This is a genomic window from Acinetobacter sp. HZNU-JH01 (assembly GCF_037996845.1).
Lineage (GTDB): Bacteria > Pseudomonadota > Gammaproteobacteria > Pseudomonadales > Moraxellaceae > Acinetobacter > Acinetobacter haemolyticus.
In genome coordinates this window covers 1,142,038-1,166,758 of record NZ_JBBMZX010000001.1, presented here as the reverse complement: position 1 = coordinate 1,166,758, position 24,721 = coordinate 1,142,038, and the positions used below count along the sequence as shown (strand labels likewise).

The 24,721-nt window shown below is 39.1% G+C and carries 24 protein-coding genes and 1 pseudogene; 15 read left to right on the top strand and 10 right to left on the bottom strand.

Annotation, left to right across the window (positions count from 1 at the left end):
* The 5 genes from nuoM (at position 1) to AAC851_RS05555 (ending at position 5,038) form a co-directional block, all read left to right on the top strand.
* Positions 1–1,599 carry an NADH-quinone oxidoreductase subunit M gene (gene nuoM, locus AAC851_RS05575; RefSeq protein WP_075316075.1) on the top strand — a complete coding sequence of 533 codons (1,599 nt, stop codon included), beginning with the start codon at positions 1–3 and terminating at the stop codon, positions 1,597–1,599.
* Positions 1,600–1,602: 3 nt separating this feature from the next.
* The gene (gene nuoN, locus AAC851_RS05570; RefSeq protein WP_340600636.1) at positions 1,603–3,099 is read left to right on the top strand and encodes an NADH-quinone oxidoreductase subunit NuoN; all 1,497 of its coding nucleotides are present in this window, start codon (positions 1,603–1,605) and stop codon (positions 3,097–3,099) included.
* Between the two features lie 106 nt (positions 3,100–3,205).
* Positions 3,206–3,841 carry a uracil phosphoribosyltransferase gene (gene upp / locus AAC851_RS05565; protein ID WP_004638061.1) on the top strand — a complete coding sequence of 212 codons (636 nt, stop codon included), beginning with the start codon at positions 3,206–3,208 and terminating at the stop codon, positions 3,839–3,841.
* Positions 3,842–3,964: 123 nt separating this feature from the next.
* Positions 3,965–4,258 carry a cold shock domain-containing protein gene (locus AAC851_RS05560; RefSeq protein WP_340600635.1) on the top strand — a complete coding sequence of 98 codons (294 nt, stop codon included), beginning with the start codon at positions 3,965–3,967 and terminating at the stop codon, positions 4,256–4,258.
* Between the two features lie 81 nt (positions 4,259–4,339).
* Positions 4,340–5,038, top strand: a complete 699-nt coding sequence (locus AAC851_RS05555) for a cold shock domain-containing protein (RefSeq protein ID WP_125501193.1) — start codon at positions 4,340–4,342, stop codon at positions 5,036–5,038.
* Positions 5,039–5,049: 11 nt separating this feature from the next.
* On the opposite strand, the gene gigC is transcribed toward AAC851_RS05555, so the two are convergent.
* Entirely contained in the window at positions 5,050–5,934 is an 885-nt protein-coding gene (gene gigC, locus AAC851_RS05550; protein WP_004638064.1) for a LysR family transcriptional regulator GigC, read from the bottom strand.
* A gap of 108 nt (positions 5,935–6,042) precedes the next feature.
* Between gigC and AAC851_RS05545 the strand changes: the two genes are divergently transcribed.
* Positions 6,043–6,804, top strand: a complete 762-nt coding sequence (locus AAC851_RS05545; RefSeq protein ID WP_125501192.1) for a ferredoxin--NADP reductase — start codon at positions 6,043–6,045, stop codon at positions 6,802–6,804.
* A gap of 34 nt (positions 6,805–6,838) precedes the next feature.
* Here AAC851_RS05545 and AAC851_RS05540 read toward each other — a convergent pair whose 3' ends face one another.
* Complete coding sequence (locus AAC851_RS05540; RefSeq protein WP_075316069.1) at positions 6,839–7,261, bottom strand: hypothetical protein; 423 nt, start codon at positions 7,259–7,261, stop codon at positions 6,839–6,841.
* A gap of 205 nt (positions 7,262–7,466) precedes the next feature.
* On the opposite strand from AAC851_RS05540, the gene AAC851_RS05535 reads away from it, so the two are divergent.
* The 3 genes from AAC851_RS05535 (at position 7,467) to AAC851_RS05525 (ending at position 9,914) form a co-directional block, all read left to right on the top strand.
* Positions 7,467–7,667 carry a hypothetical protein gene (locus AAC851_RS05535; protein ID WP_005081354.1) on the top strand — a complete coding sequence of 67 codons (201 nt, stop codon included), beginning with the start codon at positions 7,467–7,469 and terminating at the stop codon, positions 7,665–7,667.
* 225 nt (positions 7,668–7,892) lie between these two features.
* On the top strand, positions 7,893–9,455 hold the full coding sequence (locus tag AAC851_RS05530; protein ID WP_115736036.1) for a mechanosensitive ion channel: 1,563 nt from the start codon (positions 7,893–7,895) through the stop codon (positions 9,453–9,455).
* Between the two features lie 285 nt (positions 9,456–9,740).
* Positions 9,741–9,914, top strand: coding sequence for a hypothetical protein (locus tag AAC851_RS05525; protein WP_340600634.1), 174 nt, complete (start codon positions 9,741–9,743; stop codon positions 9,912–9,914).
* A gap of 64 nt (positions 9,915–9,978) precedes the next feature.
* On the opposite strand, the gene AAC851_RS05520 is transcribed toward AAC851_RS05525, so the two are convergent.
* The 6 genes from AAC851_RS05520 to AAC851_RS05495 form a co-directional block, all read right to left on the bottom strand.
* Positions 9,979–11,181: an NAD(P)/FAD-dependent oxidoreductase gene (locus tag AAC851_RS05520; RefSeq protein WP_340600633.1), complete on the bottom strand. Its 1,203-nt coding sequence runs from the start codon at positions 11,179–11,181 to the stop codon at positions 9,979–9,981.
* A gap of 47 nt (positions 11,182–11,228) precedes the next feature.
* Positions 11,229–12,101 carry a 1-aminocyclopropane-1-carboxylate deaminase/D-cysteine desulfhydrase gene (locus AAC851_RS05515; RefSeq protein ID WP_340600632.1) on the bottom strand — a complete coding sequence of 291 codons (873 nt, stop codon included), beginning with the start codon at positions 12,099–12,101 and terminating at the stop codon, positions 11,229–11,231.
* Between the two features lie 65 nt (positions 12,102–12,166).
* Complete coding sequence (locus tag AAC851_RS05510; protein ID WP_227553791.1) at positions 12,167–13,231, bottom strand: HlyD family secretion protein; 1,065 nt, start codon at positions 13,229–13,231, stop codon at positions 12,167–12,169.
* A 126-nt stretch (positions 13,232–13,357) separates the two neighbouring features.
* Positions 13,358–15,013: an MFS transporter gene (locus tag AAC851_RS05505; RefSeq protein ID WP_340600631.1), complete on the bottom strand. Its 1,656-nt coding sequence runs from the start codon at positions 15,011–15,013 to the stop codon at positions 13,358–13,360.
* Between the two features lie 12 nt (positions 15,014–15,025).
* The gene (locus AAC851_RS05500) at positions 15,026–15,574 is read right to left on the bottom strand and encodes a TetR/AcrR family transcriptional regulator (RefSeq protein WP_284085239.1); all 549 of its coding nucleotides are present in this window, start codon (positions 15,572–15,574) and stop codon (positions 15,026–15,028) included.
* A gap of 128 nt (positions 15,575–15,702) precedes the next feature.
* Complete coding sequence (locus AAC851_RS05495) at positions 15,703–16,680, bottom strand: MBL fold metallo-hydrolase (RefSeq protein WP_340600630.1); 978 nt, start codon at positions 16,678–16,680, stop codon at positions 15,703–15,705.
* 140 nt (positions 16,681–16,820) lie between these two features.
* Here AAC851_RS05495 and AAC851_RS05490 point away from each other — a divergent pair, with 140 nt between their 5' ends.
* Entirely contained in the window at positions 16,821–17,240 is a 420-nt protein-coding gene (locus tag AAC851_RS05490) for a hypothetical protein (protein WP_340600629.1), read from the top strand.
* A gap of 1 nt (position 17,241) precedes the next feature.
* The gene (locus AAC851_RS05485; RefSeq protein ID WP_340600628.1) at positions 17,242–18,234 is read left to right on the top strand and encodes a hypothetical protein; all 993 of its coding nucleotides are present in this window, start codon (positions 17,242–17,244) and stop codon (positions 18,232–18,234) included.
* Between the two features lie 60 nt (positions 18,235–18,294).
* Here AAC851_RS05485 and metG read toward each other — a convergent pair whose 3' ends face one another.
* Both metG and AAC851_RS05475 read right to left on the bottom strand, forming a co-directional pair.
* Positions 18,295–20,352: a methionine--tRNA ligase gene (metG, locus tag AAC851_RS05480; RefSeq protein WP_340600627.1), complete on the bottom strand. Its 2,058-nt coding sequence runs from the start codon at positions 20,350–20,352 to the stop codon at positions 18,295–18,297.
* A 92-nt stretch (positions 20,353–20,444) separates the two neighbouring features.
* The gene (locus AAC851_RS05475; protein WP_005081383.1) at positions 20,445–20,942 is read right to left on the bottom strand and encodes a hypothetical protein; all 498 of its coding nucleotides are present in this window, start codon (positions 20,940–20,942) and stop codon (positions 20,445–20,447) included.
* A 101-nt stretch (positions 20,943–21,043) separates the two neighbouring features.
* On the opposite strand from AAC851_RS05475, the gene AAC851_RS05470 reads away from it, so the two are divergent.
* The 4 genes and pseudogenes from AAC851_RS05470 (at position 21,044) to AAC851_RS05455 (ending at position 24,677) form a co-directional block, all read left to right on the top strand.
* Complete coding sequence (locus AAC851_RS05470) at positions 21,044–21,586, top strand: GNAT family N-acetyltransferase (RefSeq protein ID WP_026056257.1); 543 nt, start codon at positions 21,044–21,046, stop codon at positions 21,584–21,586.
* A gap of 187 nt (positions 21,587–21,773) precedes the next feature.
* Positions 21,774–22,223, top strand: a complete 450-nt coding sequence (locus AAC851_RS05465) for a hypothetical protein (protein ID WP_004638076.1) — start codon at positions 21,774–21,776, stop codon at positions 22,221–22,223.
* Between the two features lie 227 nt (positions 22,224–22,450).
* Positions 22,451–23,683 carry an iron-sulfur cluster carrier protein ApbC gene (gene apbC, locus AAC851_RS05460; protein ID WP_340600626.1) on the top strand — a complete coding sequence of 411 codons (1,233 nt, stop codon included), beginning with the start codon at positions 22,451–22,453 and terminating at the stop codon, positions 23,681–23,683.
* Between the two features lie 117 nt (positions 23,684–23,800).
* Positions 23,801–24,677, top strand: a pseudogene (locus AAC851_RS05455) (5'-methylthioadenosine/S-adenosylhomocysteine nucleosidase).
* Positions 24,678–24,721: the final 44 nt, after the last annotated feature.

The following is a 24,721-nucleotide window of genomic DNA, read 5'->3' as shown; positions in this document are numbered from 1 at the left end:
ATGGAAAACAATTTAATTTTACCCGCACTGATTTTAGTTCCTTTCATTGCTGGTTTCATTTGTTGGTTGGTGGATAAATTCGACCAACAATTACCGCGTTGGATTGCCTTGATTGGTATGCTCATCACCTTTGGTTTGGGTATAGCTCTCTGGCAAAATGGTACTTTCAGCTACAGTATGGGTGGCCAAACGCCATCATGGGCTGCAGAGTTTTATCTTCCTTGGATTCAAACCTTAGGTATTAGCATTCACCTTGCAGTAGATGGTTTATCACTACTGATGGTGTTATTAACAGCGTTACTTGGTGTGCTTGCTGTAGGTTGCTCTTGGGGTGAGATTCAAAAGAATGTTGGTTTCTTCCACTTAAACCTCCTTTGGAGTTTAGGTGGGGTGATCGGTGTATTCTTAGCGATTGACTTGTTCTTATTCTTCTTCTTCTGGGAGATGATGCTCGTACCAATCTATTTCTTGATTGCGTTATGGGGGCATAAAGGTTCGAATGGTCGTTCGCGTGTTTACGCTGCAACTAAGTTCTTCTTATATACCCAAATTGCCGGTTTAATTATGTTGATCGGTATCCTAGGCCTTGTGGTTTATGGATACATGATGACAGGCATGATTGGTTTTGATTATAACTACCTTATGGCTGTAGCACATCGTTTACCGCCTGAAGTGGCATACGCCTTCATGTTATGTTTCTTCATTGGTTTTGCTGTGAAATTGCCAGTATTCCCATTACACGGTTGGTTACCTGATGCACATGCGCAAGCTCCAACAGCGGGTTCGGTGGATTTAGCAGGTATTTTGATTAAAACAGCGGCTTATGGTTTGCTTCGTTTTGTCATTCCATTCTTCCCAGCAGCATCGGCACAGTTTGCTGATTTTGCAATTATTCTGGGTTTGATTGGTATTTTCTACGGTGCATTCCTTGCATACCAGCAAACTGATATGAAACGTTTACTTGCGTATACGTCTATTTCGCACATGGGTTTCATTTTACTTGCGATTTATGCAGGTAATATTCTGACTTTCCAAGGCTTGATGATCATGATGTTGGCACATGGTTTATCATCTGCTGCATTGTTCATTATGTCTGGTCAAGTTTATGAGCGTTTACATACCCGTGATTTACGTTTGATGGGTGGTCTTCGTGGTCAACTGCAATACTTGCCATTCTTCTTAATGTTCTTTGTAGCAGCACTTGTTGGTGTACCAGGTCTAGGCAACTTTATTGGTGAGTTCCTAATCTTGATGGGTTCATTCAATACCTATCCGACTTTCACTATCATTGCCGCTGTGAGCTTGGTATTTGCTGGTCTATATGGTTTGATTCTGATTCATAAAGCACTTTTTGGTGTACCGAATCCAGAACAGCAGCAGCACTATACCAGTCCTCTCAAAGATCTATCTGCTCGTGAAGTTAGTATTTTAATGCTATGCGCAGTTGGTTTGGTTTGGTTAGGTATTTACCCTCAAACATTCTTGGATGTTTCACAATCAAGTATGCAGTGGATTGTAAATAGTTATATGCCAGTACAAGAAGTTGTTGAAGTCGTTCAACAGACAGCAACTCAACTTGAACATGTGGAGATGCAATAAATCATGAACTTCACACTTTCTTTTTCTGAGCTTATGCCACTGGCACCCGTAATGATTGTCGCATTGACTGCAATCGTTGTGATGTTGTTGATTGCGATCAAGCGAAACCACAATTTAATTGCGACAACTTCGGTTGTCGGTTTAAACCTTGCTGCAATTTTAATTGCGTATACCATGTTTACTGGAAGTTTTGCTCCAGTAAATGTGATGGGCATGTTTATGGTTGATCCATTTACCATGCTCTATCAATTCTTGATTTTGATTGCTGCTTTAGCATGTTGCACGTTGTCTCATGCCTATATTGAGACCTATAAAGACAATCGTGAAGAGCTTTATATCTTGTTACTGTGTTCCGTAGCAGGTGCAATGTTGTTGGTTGCAAGCTCTCATTATGCAGCGTTCTTTATCAGCCTTGAACTCATGTCAATTCCAATTTATGGCATGTTGGCGTATACCTATCAACGTAGCCAGTCGTTGGAAGCAGGGATTAAATATCTTGTGCTTTCAGCAACAGCATCGGCAATGTTATTGATGGGTATGGCATATATCTATGCTTATACTGGCTCGTTATCATTCTATGATTCAGTACAGAATTTATTTGCTGTGATTGATCAACCAATGGTGTTATTGGGTCTAGCGTTAATTATCTTTGCTGTGGCATTCAAACTTTCTCTTGCACCTTTCCATAAATGGACGCCAGATGTGTATGCAGGTGCGCCAGCACCAATGGCAACTTTCTTGGCAACTGCTGCCAAGGTGGCAACGGTTGGTTTATTTGTTCGTTACTTGTTGACTTCAGGGGCAATTTTAGAGCAATCACTGGTTACGATTTTGACAATTCTTGCAGTATTGTCAATTGTGGTGGGTAACTTGCTTGCAGTGCGTCAAGTTAATTTGAAACGTATCTTGGGTTATTCATCGATTGCACACTTTGGTTATTTATTGATTGCTTTAATCAGTATGACCTATGCGAGTTTGGGTAGTGTGAGTGTCTATGTCATTACTTATGTATTGACGACCATCGGCGCATTTGGTGCAGTTGCATTGATGTCGAGTCCTTATAACAACGTAGATGAAGCACAAAGTCTTGCCGACTATCGTGGTTTATTCTGGCGTCGTCCAATTTTGACTGCAACATTAACCGTAATGATGTTGTCTCTTGCTGGTATTCCATTAACTGCTGGCTTTATCGGTAAGTTCTTGGTGGTGTTGGCAGCAGTCACAACTCAACATTGGTTCCTTGCAGCGATGATCGTTGTGGGTAGTGGTATTGGTTTATATTATTACCTTCGTGTGATGGTTGTCATGTATATGACACCACCAGATGTACCTCGTATTGATGCTGACGCACATTGGGGAACTAAAGTTGGTGGTATCATGGTACTTGGTGCTGCATTATTAGTCTTGTTCTTGGGTGTGTACCCGGATCCGATGATTAACTTAGCATTGAAAGCAGAAATTCTGTCTCCATTGCATTTTATGATGTCACAACAGCACTAATGGTCTGATTTGTACAAAAAAGCCTCCAAAATTGGGGGCTTTTTTATTGAATAGTAAAAAAACGCTTTATAATAGTCGAAGATTTATATTAGCTAGGTACTTACTCGTGTCGATCCAAGAAATTCGTCATCCGCTTATTCGCCATAAACTTGGTTTATTACGTCGTTCAGACATCAGCACCAAGAACTTTCGTGAATTGGCACAAGAGGTCACAATGTTATTGACCTATGAGGCGACAAAGGATTTACCCGTTGTTGATCATGAAATTGATGGGTGGGCAGGGAAAGTTGCTACACAGCGCATTGCTGGAAAGAAAATTACCATTGTTCCAATTTTGCGTGCAGGCATTGGTATGCTTGAAGGTGTTTTAAATCTGATTCCAAGTGCTAAAGTCAGTGTTTTGGGTTTAGAACGTGACGAGGCAACGCTAGAGGTGCGCACCTATTATAAAAAACTCGTACCTGATGTGGCGAATCGTTTGGCCATGATTATCGATCCTATGCTTGCAACTGGGAATTCGTTGATTGCTGCGATTGATGTTTTGAAAGCAAGTGGCTGTAAAGATATTCGTGTGATGGTTTTGGTTGCAGCACCTGAGGGTATTGCTAAAGTTGAAGCAGCGCATCCTGATGTGCGTCTTTATACCGCTTCAATTGATCAAGGTCTAAATGAAGAAGGTTATATTGTTCCTGGTCTTGGTGATGCAGGTGACAAGATTTTCGGTAGTGTACAAAAAGATTAATTTTTAAAATACAGATAAAAAAGAGACGAAATCCAGCCATATAGTGTGTTGAGGGTGGATTGGCAGTCTCTTTTTTGCTTTTATATACTGCAACAATCGTATTGATCAACTAGGATAAATGTCATGAAGCAAGAGTTCTATCAAGGAAAAGTTAAACAATATAATCCTGATAAGGGATTCGGTTTTATTGCAACGGCTGAAGGAGATGTCTTTTTTCATATTTCAGATTTCCCGTCAGCAGAAGGCGAACCGAAACGAAATGAAAAAGTGAAGTTTGCTGTGGTCGAAAATCAAGGCAAATTTAAAGCTGTACAAATTGAGCGTGTTGATCCTAACCCTGCAAAAACCAAGAAAACTAAAATAGCGAATCATAATAAAGCAATTACAAGCGAACTATTATCAAATTTTCGACGTTAAATAATTCGGTGTATAGAATAAGGGTAAGCTATGCTTAGCCCTTATTCTTTGTAGAAAAGAATAAAAGTAAAGGAAGTTTTTATGTTTCTTACGGGGAAAATTAAAAATTATAATTCAGATCGTGGTTTTGGTTTTATCGAAGTAGAACATGATCGATCAGATATTTTTTTTCATATAACAGATTTTCCTAAAATAGGCGGTGAGCCAAAAACTGGGGAATTAGTTAAGTTTTTAATTGTTGAGGATAAAGGTAAATTTAAAGCAACCAATATCGTGCGGCTAGACCTGAAAGGTGTTAGTCCAGTTCATGAAGCGATTCAAACTGACATGTCTATAAAAAATATTGCTCAAAGTAACTCAAAAACAAAAGGTAAAAAGGGACTGACTTACACAATAGTTGCGATGATTATCATCGCAATTTTACTAGGACTGGTGTTTAAAAAATATCAAGCTTATCAGCAATCTCAACAACTCAAGGTCGGGCAATTGATTGAAGAGCAAAAAAGAATTATAGATGCTCAACGTCAAGCTATAGGAGATCTGCCTGATGTAAAGCTCTCTGAAAAAACAGAAAATGCATTAAAATCTACTCATAACTCCAGAGTATCAATTCAACAGCAGGTTGCTTCAGAAAATCAATTTAGTTGTGATGGGCGAACTCATTGCTCGCAAATGAGGTCTTATGATGAGGCTGTATTCTTTTTAAGAAATTGTCCCAATACCCAAATGGATGGGGATGGAGATGGAATTCCGTGCGAACGACAATTTGCACGTCATTAAGAAGATCAGGTTTAAACCTGATCTTCACAGAATTGTAAAAAGGCTTTTAAACCTGGTCCCTGATACTTTTGACGATGCACGAGCATGTAAAGAGGACGCGTTAACGCCCAGTAGGGTGTGTCTAGAATGACTAATTGTCCTTTTTCCTGCAAAGGTTCAATGGCCAATCGAGAAACACAGGTCATACCTAAACCACCTGCAACAATTTTTAAAATTGCTTCATTGTGGCCCAATGTTAAGCGAATATTTGCATCAGGTAGGTCTTGTAAAATTGCATTGTCGAATACTTCACGAGTACCAGAACCCTCTTCACGTAAGATCCATTCAACATCTAGAAAATCGGTTGCTGTGATAGGACGATTTAACTGTGCAAGAGGGTGATCGGGTGCACAACAAACAGCGAGTTCATCATTGCGCCAATGGATACATTGGAGCTGTGGGAGGTGACAAGAACCTTCAATTAAGGCTAAATCAAGTTGAAATTGATTGACGGCTTCGATCATCTGGCGTGTGTTACCAACTTGTAGTTGTAGATGAGCTTGAGGATGAAGCTGTAAAAAATCAGCCATCAGATCAGGCATCAAATAGTCACTAATCGTTAAGGTTGCACCTAAACGTAAATCAATACTTTGCAATTCACCTTTCGCCGCTTGTTCAAAAGATTCACAACGACCTAAAATTTCTAGTGCTTGGGGAAGTAAGAATCTACCCAAATCATTGAGTTGTAGACGTTTACCCAAGCGATCAAATAATGGTGCTCCAAGACCATCTTCTAAATCAGCTAAAGCCATACTTGCCGCACTTTGCGTGAGTCTGACAGCATCGCTCGCTTTGGTAACAGTTCCTTCTTGAGCGACCGCCACGAAAACAGCCAATTGGCGTAATGTCATGCGCATGTTAAAAGCCTTAACGTATTGAGAGTCTATATTTAGCAGACTCTAGAGTATTTATAAATAATCAGATCATGCTACCATGAGCACACTGTTTCGTGCCACGTTCAAATCATGTCAATTGAAAAATTTAGCGTAGAAAAAGTTTTATCGGTTCATCGTTGGACCAATACTCTATTTAGTTTTACGATGACCCGTCCAGCCCATTTTAAATTTACCGCAGGTCAATTTGCGCGTATTGGTTTAATGGTGGATGGTGAATTGGTGGTTCGTGCTTATTCAGTTGTGTCATCGCCATTTGATGAAACTTTGGAGTTCTTTTCAATTGTTGTCCCTGATGGGGTATTTACCTCAAACTTACAGCATCTAAAAGTAGGTGATGAGCTCTATCTTGAAAAGATATCTTATGGTTATTTAACACTTGCACGTTATCAGCAGCCATTACCAAAAGATTTGTGGTTATTGGCTACGGGTACGGGGTTAGCACCATTTTTATCGATGTTGCAAGATTTTGAAACGTGGAATAAATATCAGCATATCAATCTCGTTTATAGTGTTCGTACCGCTTCAGAATTGGCGTATGTTGAACGTATTCAGGAGATTGCAGCAACCTTTGGTGAAGGTCATTCTGGGTTTCAGTTTGTACCTATTATTACCCGTGATCCAAACGCTAAATTGCATGATCGATTACCAATTTTAATTGCCAATGGTCAGCTCGAAAAAGTTGTTGGATTGGAATTTAATCCAGAAACTAGCCATGTCATGTTGTGTGGCAATCCGCAAATGGTGGATGATACCAAAGAAGCATTAAAACAGCGTGGGCTAACCATGAATCGTCGTGGAGAGGGGAATATTGCGGTTGAGAATTATTGGTAACCAACCGAGAAAAATAAGTTGAATAGGATATGTGTTAATGAACAAGCATATCCATAAATTCACGAATTTCTTGAATTGCGGTATCGATGTCAGTGCTTAACCATGTCGGTTCAAACACACCTGTATAATGGGCTAAACGGTCCTGCGGTACTACAAGCCTGATTGGGCAGTCTTCTTCAAGTAAGCGCCAAGGTACAATTGGAACTTCATTATCTAAAAAAGGTTGCACATTTCGAATATCAATAATCATGGCATTGATACAGTCAGGTACAGGCATGACTGAAAACTCATCGGTACGACGACGGAAATATTCAAGATCACCCCATTTTAAAATGTAGCTCGGCTTATTAAATTCAATAATACCAATCAAATGTTCATCACGAGTGTGATGCAAAAAACATTGATGGCTAACATCAGTGTCCAATTCAAGAGAAACGCTTTGTTGACTGTAGGACATAAAGCAGAACAGTGTGGAAATGAGGGCAAGTATTATAGCTTATTTTATAGTATTGCTAAAGCGCCTATATTTTATACAAAGTATATTGAAATATAAAGTAGAGTTATGCAACTAGGGCAACGATAGTCCGAATCTTCTTCACACAATGCAACATTGCGTATTGTTAATATAAAGCTGAACAGTAAAAAGGATGAGGGCTGCTATCATGCATGATTTTAGTAAGCCACAGCCTCATGTGGCGAGTAAAGAAGAAATTACCAAGAAGAGAAGATTACCCGTTTATATTTTGATTATTGTGGGAATCTTTTTAATCGCACTGCTTGTATTTATGGTTGCTGATCATTCGGCGAAACCCACTGCCCAAGTGATTATGTCACATTTGCAGTCGGTAATTTTAAATGCATAAGCAGTTTCTTATAGACCAAATTTGATAATGGGAAAAGCCTGTTGATGTGAATCAATAGGCTTTTTTGCAATATTTTGCGGATTTTTTGTTGTATTAGTGATGCGATTCATTGATTGGAAAATAGACAAAAACTAAGGTGAAAGCATCCATAAATTATTTGCTTGCTCACTGAGTGATCATGAGTGGATCGTACAACATGTAAAAACATGACATAAGGATAACAACATGAATGATTTTTTTAGAGCCCCCTCCCAACGAGGAGGATTCGATGCCATGTACTACTGGGATCAGTTTCAGCCTATTTTAGCTGCAATCGTCATTTTACTAGTCGGTTGGATCGTGGCGTTGGTCATTGCTGCTGGCGTAAAGAAGTTACTACAAAAGCTGGATACCAATAATCGACTCTCTTCCGCGACTGGACAGAACTCAAATATTGAAAGTCTAATATCCAAGCTTGTTTTCTGGTTTGTGATGATCCTTGCGGTTGTCGGGGCCTTGAATATCCTCAACATTAGTGGTGTGAGTGATCCATTTAGTAATATGGTGGGGCGTGTACTCGCTTATTTACCAAATCTATTGGCTGCGGTTGCTGTAGGTTTCATAGGCTGGATCGTTGCTCGTTTAGTGCAAGCAGGTTTAACCAAAGTACTTGCGAAAACAGAATGGGATGAAAAGCTGAGCAGTGAGGTGGGTGTGAGCTCACTGAGTAGTAATATAGGTGAGATCTTTTACTGGCTTGTATTATTACTATTCTTACCGATTGTGCTTTCGATTCTGGGCTTAACTGGCTTGTTGATCCCTGTACAGAATATGGTAAATGATGCGATTTCATATTTACCTAATCTATTTATTGCGGGTGTAATCATCTTTGTTGGTTATATTCTGGCAAAAATTGTACGCGGTATCGTGGAAGGTTTGAGCAATAGTCTTGGCTTACAAGCACAAGCACAAAAAGTTGGATTGTTTAAAAATTCAAATGTTTCTAGATTCTTAGGTTCATTTGTTTTTGCCATCATTATCATTACTAGTTTGATTGTTGCTTTTGAAGCGTTGGGCATAGAAGCTATTTCACAACCTGCAACTGCAATGTTGAATGACATTATGCTTGCTATACCACAAATCATTGCTGCAGCATTGATTTTAATCGTAGCTTATGTCGTTTCTCGCTTTGTTGGACGATTAGTCGCTGAACTGATTTCTGGGGCTGGTGTTGATGAAGTTCCAATGAAGCTGGATTTACAGCGCTTCCTTGGTCAAACACGTGTGTCTGATATTATTGGATATTTGATCGTATTCTTCACAATGCTATTTGCAGTTTCTGAAGCTGCAAATCGACTTGGTCTGGAGCAAGTGAGCGTTCTGATTGCAATGTTTATCCAATTCGGTGCAAGTATTTTGTTAGGTGCTGTGATCCTTGTGATCGGTTTCTGGCTTGCAAATGTGGTTGCGAACGTTGTACAACGTGGTGAATACAACAGCTCTCGTTGGTTAGGTAATTTAGTTCGTATCCTCATTATGGGCTTAGTGATCGCAATGGGGTTAAAAGCAATGGGTATTGCTGACTCGATTGTAAACTTGGCGTTTGGTTTAACTTTAGGTTCAGTTGCAGTTGCATTTGCTTTGGCGTTTGGTTTAGGCGGTCGTCAACCTGCTGAACGTTTGCTGACGGATTTGCTTGATAAGGCAAAAAATGAAGCAAAACAACCAAATCCTTTACATCAGGAGCAACAAAAGCCCGTGAATCCGGTGAATCCAACACCGCCAACTTCACCAAATTCTGATGAATAGAAAAAATAATCTTTGATTTTTTCAGTCAATTCGACCACTCTAACAGGGTGGTCGTTTTGTTTATATCTGTGCTATTGATCTTTATCATAGAGAGGAAACAGAACATTTCTACACTATGATGAATGCTTTCAATCAAAAAAATGACCTAAAAAGCAATTCATTTATATATAAGGTCTGTTTATATTTCACCTTACGAGCGATAGCTCTCATTGAAATATAGGATGAAAATAGCAACAAACCCCTAATATCAATCGTCTCTAAATAAAAAATCGACAGGAGAATGAAGTGAAGAGGCCAAATCGTGTATTCACACCTATTATCATTGCTGGGATTACTGTTGGGTTCTTAGCGAGTGCTTATAAATTTGTATTTGCAAAAGCAAATAATGAAAAGCAACAGTCACAGTTAAATACTCATAAAAAATCAAATTTAGATGATGCCAAACGGGATGAACGCTGATAAAGCCGTTGCTTTGAGCTAAAGTATTGGTATTTGGCTCATCCATGCTTTGCACAAATGAGGATTATACAAATTGCGCTGCGGCTTGTGCTGACGACCATGCCCATTGAAAGTTATATCCTCCTAGATGTCCTGTAACATCCAAGACTTCACCAATAAAATATAAGCCTTTTTGTTTTTTACTCTCCATGGTTTTAGAGGAGATTTCGGTTGTGTCTACACCACCGAGCGTGACTTCTGCGGTGCGATAGCCTTCCGTTCCTGATGGTTTAACTGTAAATGCATGCAGTTGAGTTGCGATGTGTTCGAGTTGAGCGTCGCTGATATTTCCAATTGTAATTTCACTATGTTCGGCCCAAATGAGTTGCTGTAATTCGAGAACAATGCTTTTGGCTGTGAACTCACTGAGCAACGTTCTGAGTAGAACTTTCGGTTGTGCTTTTTTCTTATCTTTGAAAAATTGACTAAAATCTTGGCTTGGAAAGAAATCAATTTTAAAACTTTCACCGACATGCCAATAGTTAGATAGTTGTAATGAACTTGGTCCGCTTAAGCCACGATGGGTAAATAACAAGGCCTCAGTAAATTGATGACGATCATTTATGAGTGTGGCATCTAAAGCATTGCCACTCAGTCGGGTCGTGACTTCTTTGAAATGATCAGAAAAGGTAAATGGAACGAGGCCTGCACGGGTCGGGAACACATGATGTCCAAATTGTTTGGCAAGCTCATAACCAAAACCTGAACCACCTAAGGTTGGAATCGATAAGCCGCCTGTGGCAACCACCAAAGATTCACAGTGATATGTGCCTTGATTGGTCTCAATGATAAAACCTGTATCTGCTTTTGATTGAACGTGCTCAACTTCACAATGGGTATGGATCTGAACACGCTTTGCTTTATCACATTCTGAAAGTAACAACTCAAGAATTTCTTTAGAGCCTTTCAGCGTGAAGAGCTGACCATGTTTACGTTCTTCGTATTCAATTCCGTATTCACAGACTAAACCAATAAAGTCCCAGTTGGTGTAGCGGGTGAGTGCTGAAATCACGAAATGCGGATTTTCTGAAAGATAGTTGGATGGCTCTACATCAAGATTGGTAAAGTTACATTTACCGCCACCAGACATTAAAATCTTTTTGCCTACCTTATTGGCTTTTTCGAGAACAACAACTGAACGTCCACGTTTACCTGCTTCAGCAGCCAACATCAAGCCAGATGCGCCAGCACCTAAAACAACAACATCAACTTGATGAACCATGGACATTACTCGATCGACGAAAAGCGGGCAATTATAAAAGATTTATGCAGTATTTAATATGTTTTCAGTTTTCCTTGGAGTCCGCCAGTATGAATCGCCAAAATACGGGTATCAGTCGGAAAATGATATTGCTGTATTAAATCAAACAATCCCATCATCATTTTAGCGGTATAGACCTGCTCTAAAGGGATTGCATATTTCTGCTCAAAGTCCTGCATAAATTGCAGCAATTCAGGTGTGATTTTGGCATAGCCACCGCAACAATAAGCATCGGTTAAAGACCAATTTTGCTTATCCGTCCATTGTTGAATTTCTGATTTGAGGAAATCACCTTTGAGTGCAGAAAATCCTAAAACCTGTTGCTGATCTGAACTACTTTCGATTATCCCTGCAATAGTTCCACCTGTACCCACAGCACAACAAATCACATCATAATTTTCTCGATCCTCCTCAGACAATATTTCTTTTGTCCCTTGTATTGCAAGTTCATTTGTTCCGCCTTCTGGAATAATTAACGTATTTGGATAAAGCTGTTTTAATTGTTGTAAATACTCAGCTTCATGGCGTAGGCGATATTCAGATCGACTAACAAAATGCAGTTGCATACCAAAATTTTGTGCTGTTTGTAGTGTTGAGTTTAATGTTTGAGACGCGAGTTCTTCACCTCGAATGATGCCTATACTTTGAAAACCAAAATATTGAGCCGCATACGCCGTTGCCGCGATATGATTGGAGTAAGCCCCACCAAAAGTGAGCACTTGCTTATAGACTTGTTGATGGGCTGCACGTAAGTTGTATTTCAATTTAAAAAATTTATTGCCTGAAATCTGAGGATGAATCAGGTCAAGACGCTTGATCGTCAGTTGAACTGGATAAGGCAGATCCAATGTTTGATAGGGTGTGGGAAAAGCAATGTGATCAAACATTTTGGTAAGTTAAAAATGGATTTGATCACATTGTAAATGGATTTGATTGAGAATGTCAGTATGGCTTAAGAATCGGTATCCACGGATGTCACCACGGACATGCCAGGACGTAAATTTTCGATACCTTCTTGATCAGGATCAATCGCAATACGAACGGCAATTCGTTGAACCACTTTGGTGAAATTACCTGTTGCATTATCAGGTTTCAATACACTGAATTCTGATCCAGCTGCAGGAGAGATTTGTTCAACACGCCCTGTAAATTTTTGATGTTTCATGGCATCAACAGTGAAAGAAGCTTTCTGACCTATTTTCATATTGGCAATCTGTGTTTCTTTAAAGTTAGCGATCACCCATGTTTGTTGTGGAATCAAGTAAAGTAATTGTGAACCTGCGGCAACATATTGACCGACACGAGGATTCACTTCACCCAGTTGGCCGTCCAGTGGCGCGACTATGGTGCTGTAATCTTTAGTGGTATTGGCTTGATCCAGTTGTGCTTGCGCGCTGTTGACCTGTGCTTTTAAACCAGCTTCCGCCACTTGTGCGGTTTTTAAAGCCTCTTGTGCCACTAGAATATTGGCTTGGGCTTGTTTGAGTAACGCAAGATTGTTTTGTGCATCGGCTGCGGCCTTATCTTGCTCAGATTTGGATGCTGCGCCACTATTGCCCAATTGTTGATAACGTTTCAGTTGTGCCAGTGATAAATCATATTGCGCTTTGACCTGATCAAGCTTGGCTTGTGCCGCTACGACATCGGCTTGGCGTTGTGCGATGGCTTGAGTTTGATTGGCAAGGCTATTTTGAGCTTGTTCTACACCTGAAACCGCTTGTGTAACTTTTTGATCATAGGTTGTTGCATCGATATGCATCAACACTTGACCTCGTTTCACATGATCAAAATCTTTGACCAGTACATCTTTGATATAACCATTGATTTGTGAGGACAATATCGTGGTTTTCCCTTTGATATAACTGTTGTCGGTCTGCTCAATCGCTGTATGAAAGGGACCAATTTTCCATGCCCATAAGATGATGGTAATACCTACCAATAAAACCAACAGCATCCACCATAAGGTTGAACGCTTAGTTTTGATCAACTTACTTGCTGGCGGAGGAGGCGGTGGCATCTCAGCAGCTTGAGTTGTATTGCTAGACTGAGGAGGTGTTTCAGCATTTATTGCTGGACTTTCCTGAGTCTGCTTTTCGGTATTATCTTTGGTTTCTTCTGCCATAATATTTTCTCAATCAAATGTTTAACTCGAAGTGCTTGGTAGGGATCTATTTTTTATCGTTTTATATTTCTCACGGGCATATTTAAATAAGCCCCATATCAAGAGAATAATCGCGAAAATACCATTGAGCACAATCACATCGTTATAGGCACGAACTTGTGCTTCGCGGGTCACAACTTGATTCAAGTTTTGCATCGCTTGTTTATTTTGCAAAACAGGATCGGTTGTATTTAACATGGCACTCTGTTCATAACTTTTTATGCGTTGGGCAACAGTTGGGTCGGTTGGGTTTAAATGGCTATTAATTTCAATTTTATAATCATAGGTATGCTGTTGTTGGTAAGTGTTGAAAAAGGATGAACCGACTAAACCTCCAAAATTTTGTGTGGCCGTAAAGAGCACAACAAAGGTAACGACGTATTGTGGGCCACGTTGTAAAGTACGTACAAAGCCCATCAATAACAAAGGACCAATAAATACGCCACCAGCAAAACTAACAAGAAACTGACTTCGATAGAAGTTTGCAGGACGTACATCACTGGTTAGGTGATAATCCAAGATACATGCGACTAAGATTAGAAACTCTGCCAAAAACAAATTCAAAATCAGGCGATCTTTATGAAAGGTCAATGCACTAAAGACTGAGCCTGCAATGGTCCCACAAAATATGACGCTATAAAGCGGAACAAATTGGTCAGGTCCCATTCCCATGGTTTTTAGAAAATTAACAGCCGCATAGCTTTGTTCTGACATCAACAGACGTAAGGCAAATGCACTAAAGATAAACGTAAGCAGGTCGCTTGTTGCCAGCCAGCGCGTCATAATCAGTGGATTGGCACGATAATGCTCATAAGTTAAGCCTAAGACAATCAGGCAAAAGCCGACAATTAACACATAAGCCAGCCAAGGACTATCAAACCACCAAAGAATAGGGCCTTGCGTGAGAACAATACATAAGCAAGCAAAACCTGGCGCCAGTAAGGCAAATGTAAAGAAATCTTGCTTTTCAAAAACAGCAAGACGCAGACTTCGAGGTAATTTGAGTGCAACCACCATGGCAAAGCAGCAAATGGCCAATCCCAGTTCAAAGGTATAAATCACATCCCATTGATTAGCACTTAAGAGAAAGGGTGAAATCATCCATGCCAGTGGTAGACCGAGTTGCTGAAAGCCAAATGCCAGATAAATGCCTTTCGCTAAATCAGCTTTACCAAATGCCTGCATGGTGTAATACATCCCAAGCGAACTTAATGGCGCAGCTGCAAGACCTGCAATAAAACGGACAATCAATGCCATTTCATAAGTCTGTACGATGAGATGGAGAATTAACACACCAATAAAAACCAGCAGACCGATCTCAGAAAATAGACGTAGACCGTATTGTTGGCGTGCTTTAAATAAAATTAAGTTGGCGCTGACATTTGCCATCACATACGCTGCGGGGAGCCATGCCGCTTGAGAAGGAGTTAAACCATACTCACCTTGGAAAATAGGTAAGTTCGCAATCACAAAGCCGTTACTTAAGCTGGCAGCAATACAGATAAATAAGCCAATAAAAAAATAAGCGAAACGTTTCGGTGTGGCATGAGCAATTGCTGCAGGCGAGCCCGGTAGTGTGGGACGCTCTTCAGCAGACCAATCTGGTGGAGTTTCAAGGTAGCGAGGGCTTTTATCCATATGATCCTCGAACTAAATTTTAATGCCGTTTAATAATAATTCTATTGCTCGTTTGGCTAGCTGAACTTGATCAGCGGCATTATGTCCCTGAAATGAAGAACCTAAGATTCCCACAATCATAGAAAAATCTTGTGGTGTAAGATCAGGACGGCACAGTTTATGTTCTATTGCTTGGTTAATTAGTGGTTGTAATGCTTTATCACGCCGTGCATAAATGTTTAACATGATTGGGTCATGACGATCAACAATACGCCAGTAATCAATAAGAACAATTAGATGAGGAACTTGTTCAACATAGCTTTCGATTAAGCGAAGAAAGCCATCATCAAAAGCCAGTAAAGTCTGTACATGATCTTCGAGTCTGGTCATGGCTTGTTCGAGTAAAGCCACAATCAATGCTTTACGGTCAGCAAAATTACGATAAAACGTTGCACGTCCCACACCTGCGTGGTCAATGATGGTTTGTAAAGGAACATGCACACCATGGATTCGAAAAATCTCTTCTGCGGCATGGAGCAATTCATCACGATTTTGAATCGCACGTTGCTGACGTTTTATCATTTTGGGGATTCATAGAAAATTTAGCTAAATTTAACGGACATTATTGTCCGTTGTAAATTTAAGTCATTTTAATTTTTGTTTTAGTTCGGTAAAAGCATGCATTGACGGGCAACACATGCTGATGGTTATTAATCTTTAAAATGTACGGGAATCCATTGATAGCTTTTCTGATCTGCTGAGTAAATATGCCCAATACCCGGAAATGGTAAATGTGGTGCAGCAATGGTTTGGCCATTTTTTGCAAAATTCGCAAATTGTTTTAAACGGGTTTGTATTGCTTTTTTCGGATCAATATCATATTCGATCGCCGTTTCAGGTTTATCAAATTGCACAGTATGAGAATGAACAATATCGCCGATGAATACTACGCTTTGGTCTTTAGTTTTTAACTCATAACTGTAGTGCCCCGGTGTATGTCCTGCCGTGTTGATCACTTTAAAACCTTGAATTTCATCACCGAGCTTGAAGGTCTTGAAACGTTGCTTGGCTTGATAGGGTGCAATAGCTTCTTTGATCTTTTCGACTGTACCTAAGTAGTTGGCTTGTTTGTCTTTTGGTAGTTTTGCTATTTGTTTCGGATCTAACCAATATTTAGCTTCATCATCTGATACATAGACTGTCGCATTAGGAAAATTGGCAGTGCCTTTTTGACTAATGCCACACACATGATCTGGGTGTAAATGAGTGAGTAAAATCGTATCGACCTGTTCAGGTTTATATCCTGAAGCGACTAGGTTTTTCAAAATAGAACCAAGATGCGCACCGAAGCAACTTTCAGCACCGCTATCGACTAAAACCAATGATTTGCCAGTATTGACGAGAAAAGCATTAATCGAGGTTTGCACGCCTTTGTCTTGATCAGCATAGTATTTTTTTAAGATTTCTTGGACTTGTTGTGGCGATATATCTTTGAATAAGGTTGGCGACATAAAGTTGCTGCCATCGAGCAGGGCAGTGATTTGCACATCACCCACTTGGTGCTGGTAAAAGCCAGCGACTTGTTTTTGTTGTTCAATGATTGGCAGGGTTTTGTTTGTTTCTGCTTGAGTGAGTAAAGGAACGCTGCTCAAGAATGAGATAGAAAGGAGTATGGCTGTTTTTTTCATAAAATACTTCTCTAAGTTTTAATTTATCTTACTTTTAACATAATTTATGTGTAAGTTATTTTTCTAGCAATATTTGTATTTACAAAAATAAATAATATAATGAAATATGACAAATTTATATGCTTTAGGCTTAAATAACAATGAAATATCAATCCGATTTATGTACAATAATTGATTGCCCTCCTCAGAGTTGTGCTAATATTCAGAGACCAGCTTATCGATTCGTATTTAATCCGATTTGTAGTAAAAGTTTTATTCCACAAGGTAAAAAAAGCCCACAACGAGTTAATAAAGCAGCTAATGATACTGAACGTTGCTCATTGTTAGGATTGTCAATGTTTACAACTGAAGCAAAAGCAATTTCTAGATATAAGTATTTAAAAAAAATGATTAGAAATATTGATAAAACAATTGGTACACATCTAGCAATAGGTACTATTGAACCTAAACATGGTCTTGTAACTGAACCAAATGGTCATGGCCATTATGATTTATTTGAGTATAAAAATATAGATTTAAGCTCTGATTTTAAAATAATGCTTGATCTTAGTGGTGTATAAAATGATTGATTTAAAAGGGTCATATTTACAAAATCTTCCATTGAAAAATTTAGTATGGAATAGAGATCTTATATATTTTGAGGGGCCTTTATTATCTGAGTTTATCTCAGGAAATGGAGAGAAGTATTTAAAATATTGGTGTGACTGCGATAATGAATATAATCGTTGGATGTTGTTCAGAATAAAAGAAGAAGATAGGTTGAGACTAGTATTGGGTGAGCTATCACTAGTCAGTTGTATTAAAGAAAAGACTGGTAGCTTTGTTTTTTTTATTGATGAAAATGAGAATAAATCAAACTATAAACTTGTAGATTTGTCTGATATACCTGATGATTATTATCCTGAGCAAGATTCTTATTTAAATATTGAGGACTATGTTGAAGATAAAGATATTACATCTTTAGTGTTTGAAAATAATTGGAAATTTGATGATTTAAAAGAGGTATATAGGAAGTTAACACAGTTATATGATTTTATTTTTGTTGCAAAGAAACAACTGGGGAGTTCTGGAGGAATGCCATGGCAAGGTGGTTTTAGTGCTATGCATTTTTATAATAAATTAAAAGATATAATACCACAAGCATCTAATTCAAATTTAGATGCAATTCATTATGCATCACCTGGTTATATGAAAATGGAAATGGATAGTGATATTGCTCAATTAACTTTTAAAGCAATTAATGAATACAAAAATGAAAAAGATGTTATTGATCAAATTTATACTGATTTATATAATAGAATAAAAGATTTAGGTCTTAATGGTTTAACTTTGGCTAAAGCAAGGGATGAGTTTTTATCAGATCAAGATTGCCAAAAATATTATAATTTATTAATTTCTAAATTATATTGTGTAGACTCTGTGTGGTTAGATAGTTTTGCAGATTATGATTTTGAACGATGTAAAATTATAATGGCTCATACACGTAGATTAAAAAGTTTTTATAGTTTTATTGATGATCAACGTATACGTGTCGTTACAGCAGTTATTAATTAACTTTATAGAGTTTAAAAAGCCCCTACACAAGTAGAGGCTTTTTCATTTAAGAACTAAATCCTAAGACACTTTATCACCAGCTTTAGCACCTAATTCCGGTGAAATCACCCAAACACCTTCACCATTACCCGCTGCAAGTACCATACCGTTAGAAATACCAAAACGCATCTTACGTGGTGCAAGGTTAGCGACCATCACCACCAATTTACCTTTTAAGTCTTCAGGCTGATAGAACTCACGGATACCACTAAACACATTACGCGGCTCAGCTTCACCTACATTTAAAGTGAGTTGAAGCAACTTATCCGAACCCTCGACAGTTGAAGCTTCTAAAACTTCAGCTACACGGAGGTCAACTTTCATAAAGTCTTCAATACCAATGATTTCAGCTTCACCCACTTTAGGTTCAGGCTTCTTCTCAGCTTTCTTGTCTTTTTTCTTTTCCACTTTTGGTGCTTCTGCCGCAGCGGCTAAAGAGTCTTTCGATGCATCAACCATAGCTGCAACTGCTTTAGGATCAACACGCTGCATCAGCGGTTGGAATTGAGCAATTTCGTGTGCAACGAGGATTTGCTGACGAGATGCAAAGTCAAAACTTTCAAGTTGTAAGAAAGCTTGTACTTGAGCCGCAAGTGTTGGAAGAACAGGGGCCAAGTAAATCGCAAGCTGACGGAATAAGTTGATACCGACTGAGCAAACGTCATGAACTTGTTGTTCTTGACCTTCTTGCTTTGCAAGTGCCCACGGTTTTTTCTCATCAATATATTGATTCGCTTTGTCCGCAAGCGCCATGATTTCACGAATAGCCGCAGAGAATTCACGCGCTTCATAGGCTTGCGCAATTGAATCGCCCGCATCAATAAAGCTTTGAACCAATTCAGGCTCAGCACAAGTGCTAGAAAGCGTATTATTGAAATTGCTGTTAATGAATTTTGCACAACGGCTGGCAATATTCACCACTTTACCGACAAGGTCAGAATTCACTTTTTGAACGAAGTCATCCAAATTTAAATCTGAATCTTCAACTTTGTCTGAAAGCTTAGAGGCAAAGTAGTAGCGTAAATATTCAGGATTCAAGTGCTGTAAATAAGTTTCAGCTTTGATGAAGGTACCGCGAGATTTCGACATTTTTTGACCGTTCACGGTCAAGAAACCATTGACGAACAAACCTGATGGCGTGCGGTAGTTTGCACCTTCTAGCATTGCAGGCCAGAACAGTGCGTGAAAGTAAACGATGTCTTTACCGATGAAGTGATAGACTTCTTTATCGCTGTCTTTTTTCCAAAAGTCATCAAAGCTTAGATCAGGACGTTTGGTTTTGATGTAGTTTTCAAAACTCGACATATAACCAATCGGAGCGTCTACCCAAACATAGAAATATTTGTTTGGCGCATCTGGAATTTCAAAACCGAAATAAGGCGCATCACGCGAAATATCCCAATCTGATAAACCTGCTTCAAACCACTCATCTAGTTTGTTGGCAATCGAAACAGGTAGGCGACCTTGGTCACGCGTCCATTTCTGTAAGTATTCTGAAAAATTCGGAAGTTTAAAGAAATAGTGATCTGACGATTTCTCAACAGGAGTCGCACCACTCAAAGTTGAGCGTGGATTGAGTAATTCAGTTGCATTGTAAGTTGTGCCACACACTTCGCACGCATCGCCGTATTGATCTTCCGATTTACATTTTGGGCACGTGCCTTTAATGAAACGGTCAGACAAGAACATGCCTTTTTCAGGATCAAATAATTGTGTGACAGGGCGAACAGCGATATTGCCTGCTTCACGGTTTTTGATGTAAATCTCAGATGCACGTGCTTTGTTTGCATCACTATGTGTTGAATCATAATGATCAAAATGCACACCAAAACCATCGAAATCACGAATGTGTTCTTTTTGAACATTGGCAATTTGCGCTTCAGGACTGATGCCGTTTGCTTCAGCACGTAACATGATCGCTGTACCATGAGCATCATCCGCACATACGTAAGTCACGTCATGACCCATTGCACGCATCGCACGAACCCAAATATCTGCTTGGATATAACCGAGTAAGTGACCCATATGGATAGGACCATTGGCATAAGGGAGGGCATTGGTGACTAAAATTTTACGCACGGATATTGTTCTCTCATTCGTATTTGCAAGGCAGATGATTTTACATGACTTGACCCCGACTTGCACAAGGGATTCAGTGAAATATTCAAAGATCACATACTCTGCATCTGCTTAACGGTTACGTTGTGCTTTGAGTTCTTTCTCAGCGAAATAATTTTGCCTTTAGACAAGAAATGGATGTAGTAGCTCTTGAGACCATCTGTTTTTGGATCAAGCGTAATTTCAGCGTACATTGGAGTTTGCCAAAGCTCATCACTGCCTAGAGTCCCTAACCATGCCTGTGCTTTTAACGTCACAGTAAATTGATCCCTAATTTCAAGGTCAGTAATGCTGAGTTCGCTACACCAATGTTCAGTTTTCGGAAACTCGGCTTTAGAAAATTTCCAGCAAATCGTCAGCGCTAAACTGCTTTCAACTGGCGCTTTATCATCACTGATTTGATCAATAACAGGAATTAATTGTTCAGCCAGATCCTGTTCAAAAGAAAGAATCATATGCTGGATTCTTCTTTTACTTGAAAGAATATAATTCAGACGTTTTTCTTGAGCTTGAAGTTCATGTTGAATTTCTAAAAGTTCATTTTCATTCATAACTTTATAAATAAGTTTAAGATATCGTTAATGCGAAAGTATATCTGATCTATTTCGCTATATTGTGAATAGTTTTTAATTGAAATTTGATGGTTGTAAAAATGATCGAAACACCAAGACTGATTTTGCGCCAATGGCGAGATAGTGATTATCCATGTTTTGCTGAAATGGGAACTAATCCTCAAGTGATGCAGTATTTTCCGAATCTGCTGTCACGAGCAGAAAGTGATGCCTTGATTGATCGTATGAAGTTAATTATCGAGACGAAAGGCTGGGGTTTTTGGGCAGTAGAATTAAAAGAAACCCAACAATTCATAGGATTTGTTGGATTGCATGATCAGCCCATACAATTTTCATTTTCGCCTTGTGTTGAAATTGGTTGGCGGCTTGATCAGGCATATTGGGGGCAAGGCTACGCATCAGAAGCTGCGAATGCCGCTTTGGATTTTGCATTTGAACAGTTGCAACTGAATAAAGTTGTATCTTTTACAACTTTGGAAAATGAAAAATCACAAGCCGTAATGAAAAAGTTAAAAATGAGAAAAATCACAGAATTCCAACATCCTGCTTTGGCATCCGATCATCCATTGAGCAGGCATGTTTTATATGAAATCTCTAGGAAAGAGTTTCATAATCAAGGTTGATGTTGTTCATTTATATGATTTTTATATCTAAAAAATTCAAAAGGTTATCAGTCGGATATGAAATGAATCTTCCTGTATCCCAATTGTTTCAATTTGCAGCAATCACTAAAAAAATCATCTAAATGCGCTATAAATAAATCTAGCTCCAACAATATGTACTTTGCTTATTCGTTAGTGAGGAAATACCATGACAAATGACAAAATTGATGAATTAAAAACTCAAGCAGCTGAATTGGGTGATGATCTTAAACACAAAGCAAAAGAAGCTCAGCTACAAGGTGAAAAAGCGGTTGATGACTTAAAACACTCTGCTGAAGAATTGAAATTAAAGGGTGAAAAAGCACTCGATGATTTAAAGAGAGATGTATCGGAGCAAGGCTCAGAAACTAAAGATGCTTTTTCAAGCAAGGTGGATGAGGCGAAAGCAAAACTAGAAGACACACAACATAGTCTTCAGGAAAAGTTTGATCATTTAAAAGAAGAAGCAAGTCATAAATTGGACGATGCGAAAGCAAAAGCGGCTGAGTTAAAAGATGATGCTGCTGCCAAGTTTGATGATTTGAAAGCTCAAGCGAGTCACAAATTAGATGATTTGAAGAAAGCTGCAACTGATACCATTAATAAGTTCAAAGGTTGATGCTTAGCACTTTTTGAATAAATCTAGACGCTGATATTGACTGAAGAAAGTGCATTTAAAAAATGCGCGACAATCTTCTGAGATATGAGCGTCTATTTTTTATATTTGTAGCTTAAGTAATGAATTTTAGTCTGCAACGTGATTCATTTATAAAGTGGCAACCGCTATTAATACTGCTAAACTAACCAAACTCAGTGATATGTTGACCTGTTTTTGGAGTAAACAAAATGTCGTGGCTTTCTTCCTTAAAATCTGTTTTTTCACCAGCTCAAGAGGTGAAGGAAGACGAAATTCAAGCAGTGCTACAGAATTATGTTTTGCCAAACTCTGAAAATGCTTTAAAAGATCGAATTAGCCAAGTCAATGTACAAGGTCGTATCTTACAACTGACCATCAATACATACCCACAAGAAAAAGATCATTTGCAACAAATTCATGACGAGTTGGCTGATGCTTTGGAAAGATGTGGAATCCAAGAACTTAATCTTCATATTATTCAACAAAAACATGCCGCACATGGAGAGGCGGGGCATAGCTGTTCATCTCAACCTAAAGCTGAAAATAGTAATAAGTTACCGCCTGTGATGGATGCTTCTCCAAAAGCTGAGGAAGATCCGAATAATCCTCCAATCCAGAAAGCCGCACCACAGCAACGAGATGTGGCACCACATCCACGTATTCAAAATGTGATTTTGGTGTCTTCGGGGAAAGGTGGTGTAGGTAAATCAACAACCACTGTAAATTTAGCTTTGGCACTACAAAAACTTGGTTTGAAAGTTGGTGTACTTGATGCGGATATTTATGGCCCAAGTATTCCAACCATGTTAGGAAATGCAGGCCGTACGCCACAAATTGAAAATGAACATTTTGTTCCTTTAGATGCCTATGGCATGGCGGTTATTTCGATTGGTCATCTTATTGGGACGAACAATACGCCTGTGGCTTGGCGTGGGCCTAAGGCAACGGGTGCATTGATGCAGTTATTCAATCAAACATTGTGGCCAGATTTGGATGTATTAGTGATTGATATGCCGCCAGGTACAGGTGATATCCAACTCACTTTAGCGCAGCGTATCCCTGTAACTGGGGCTGTGATTGTCACCACACCACAAAATGTCGCGCTCATGGATGCCGTGAAAGGGATTGAATTATTTAATAAAGTGAATATTCCTGTACTGGGTGTGATTGAAAATATGTCAACGCATATTTGTTCGAACTGTGGACATGAAGAACAGATTTTTGGTATCGGTGGTGGCGATCAGCTTTCTGAACAATATGATATTCCATTGTTGGGGCGTTTACCCTTAGATGCAAAAATCCGTGAACATGCTGATAATGGTCAACCGAGTGTCGTAGTTGAAGATGATGCAGCAGAAAGTTATATGAATATTGCAGCAGTAGTGTTGGAACAAATGAATAAATTACCTCAGCGTCAGCGGGACGATAAGCGTATTTTCTAACAACGCCTAGCCCAACAAAATTGTTGGGCTTTTAATTGTGTGCTTGTAAAAATATAACGTTTAGTAAAAATTGGCATGTCGATTGCTTCATCTCAATTTTAATTTGAGATGAGTTTTATGAAGCGGTTGAAATATGCTGTCGGTATTGTAGGTGTTTGTGCTGCCTTTTTATTTAGTGCATGCAATAGTGATGAATCTAAAAAAAAACAATGAAACCCAGCAGCAAATGAAATTACAACCTATCGTGATCCAAGGTGCATTACCCGTAGAATCTGAACGCATGGCTGCAAAGTTAGATCATGTAACTGTTGAAACCATTGGTGGTTGGAAATTTTGGAAAGGTACCTACAAAGGTTACCCGATGATTATTTCTAAAACACGTATGGGGATGAGTAACTCAGCAGCAGCGACTGCGATTGCGATTCAAAAGTATCAACCAATAGCCATTATTAACCAAGGGACATCAGGTGGACATGACCCTGAATTAAATGTTTTTGATATTGTTCTCGGAAAATATACGACCAATATTGGTGCATTTAGAACACCGCAACAACCAATTGGTGGTGGTTCAGATGCCTTAACATGGCATGAAGCATTTGATGTACTGCCTGAAGATGAATCTGATCCAGAGCCAATTGCCATTCGTAAGTTTGAGAGTGATCCAGAGCTTTTAATTGCAGCTTATGCGGCAAAAGCAAGCTATAGCAAAGGACAAGTTGTTGAAGGAACGATTGGTTCAGCAGATGTTTGGAATAATGAATTGGATCGAATTAAATTTTTCCATAACACATATGGAACTTCAGTTGAAGAAATGGAAGCTGCATCAGTTGCGCAAATTGCTCATCAATTCAATGTACCATTTCTTGGGATTCGGATCTTATCCAATAATATCACCAATAATGGCGCTTACGACCCTGCGACAGGAGAAGCATGTCAGGACTATGTCTTAGATGTTGCAGAACAATACATGAAAGCAAAAAGCGAGTTGAAATAAAGCGTTGTATGTTCCGTATGAAAAGAAAAGCGGTCTTGACGACC

Bases quoted from the DNA above. Each gene is read 5' to 3' on its own strand.
- AAC851_RS05475 (WP_005081383.1), bottom strand. From the start codon at position 20,942: ATGAATGAAAATGAACTTTTAGAAATTCAACATGAACTTCAAGCTCAA.
- AAC851_RS05520 (WP_340600633.1), bottom strand. From the start codon at position 11,181: ATGTCCATGGTTCATCAAGTTGATGTTGTTGTTTTAGGTGCTGGCGCA.
- AAC851_RS05495 (WP_340600630.1), bottom strand. From the start codon at position 16,680: ATGAAAAAAACAGCCATACTCCTTTCTATCTCATTCTTGAGCAGCGTT.
- AAC851_RS05485 (WP_340600628.1), top strand. From the start codon at position 17,242: ATGATTGATTTAAAAGGGTCATATTTACAAAATCTTCCATTGAAAAAT.
- AAC851_RS05505 (WP_340600631.1), bottom strand. From the start codon at position 15,013: ATGGATAAAAGCCCTCGCTACCTTGAAACTCCACCAGATTGGTCTGCT.
- AAC851_RS05510 (WP_227553791.1), bottom strand. From the start codon at position 13,231: ATGCCACCGCCTCCTCCGCCAGCAAGTAAGTTGATCAAAACTAAGCGT.
- AAC851_RS05530 (WP_115736036.1), top strand. From the start codon at position 7,893: ATGAATGATTTTTTTAGAGCCCCCTCCCAACGAGGAGGATTCGATGCC.
- AAC851_RS05545 (WP_125501192.1), top strand. From the start codon at position 6,043: ATGTCAATTGAAAAATTTAGCGTAGAAAAAGTTTTATCGGTTCATCGT.
- AAC851_RS05490 (WP_340600629.1), top strand. From the start codon at position 16,821: ATGAAATATCAATCCGATTTATGTACAATAATTGATTGCCCTCCTCAG.
- apbC (WP_340600626.1), top strand. From the start codon at position 22,451: ATGTCGTGGCTTTCTTCCTTAAAATCTGTTTTTTCACCAGCTCAAGAG.
- AAC851_RS05555 (WP_125501193.1), top strand. From the start codon at position 4,340: ATGTTTCTTACGGGGAAAATTAAAAATTATAATTCAGATCGTGGTTTT.
- AAC851_RS05535 (WP_005081354.1), top strand. From the start codon at position 7,467: ATGCATGATTTTAGTAAGCCACAGCCTCATGTGGCGAGTAAAGAAGAA.
- nuoM (WP_075316075.1), top strand. From the start codon at position 1: ATGGAAAACAATTTAATTTTACCCGCACTGATTTTAGTTCCTTTCATT.
- AAC851_RS05540 (WP_075316069.1), bottom strand. From the start codon at position 7,261: ATGTCCTACAGTCAACAAAGCGTTTCTCTTGAATTGGACACTGATGTT.
- AAC851_RS05465 (WP_004638076.1), top strand. From the start codon at position 21,774: ATGACAAATGACAAAATTGATGAATTAAAAACTCAAGCAGCTGAATTG.
- AAC851_RS05515 (WP_340600632.1), bottom strand. From the start codon at position 12,101: ATGTTTGATCACATTGCTTTTCCCACACCCTATCAAACATTGGATCTG.
- AAC851_RS05470 (WP_026056257.1), top strand. From the start codon at position 21,044: ATGATCGAAACACCAAGACTGATTTTGCGCCAATGGCGAGATAGTGAT.
- gigC (WP_004638064.1), bottom strand. From the start codon at position 5,934: ATGCGCATGACATTACGCCAATTGGCTGTTTTCGTGGCGGTCGCTCAA.
- AAC851_RS05500 (WP_284085239.1), bottom strand. From the start codon at position 15,574: ATGATAAAACGTCAGCAACGTGCGATTCAAAATCGTGATGAATTGCTC.
- nuoN (WP_340600636.1), top strand. From the start codon at position 1,603: ATGAACTTCACACTTTCTTTTTCTGAGCTTATGCCACTGGCACCCGTA.
- AAC851_RS05560 (WP_340600635.1), top strand. From the start codon at position 3,965: ATGAAGCAAGAGTTCTATCAAGGAAAAGTTAAACAATATAATCCTGAT.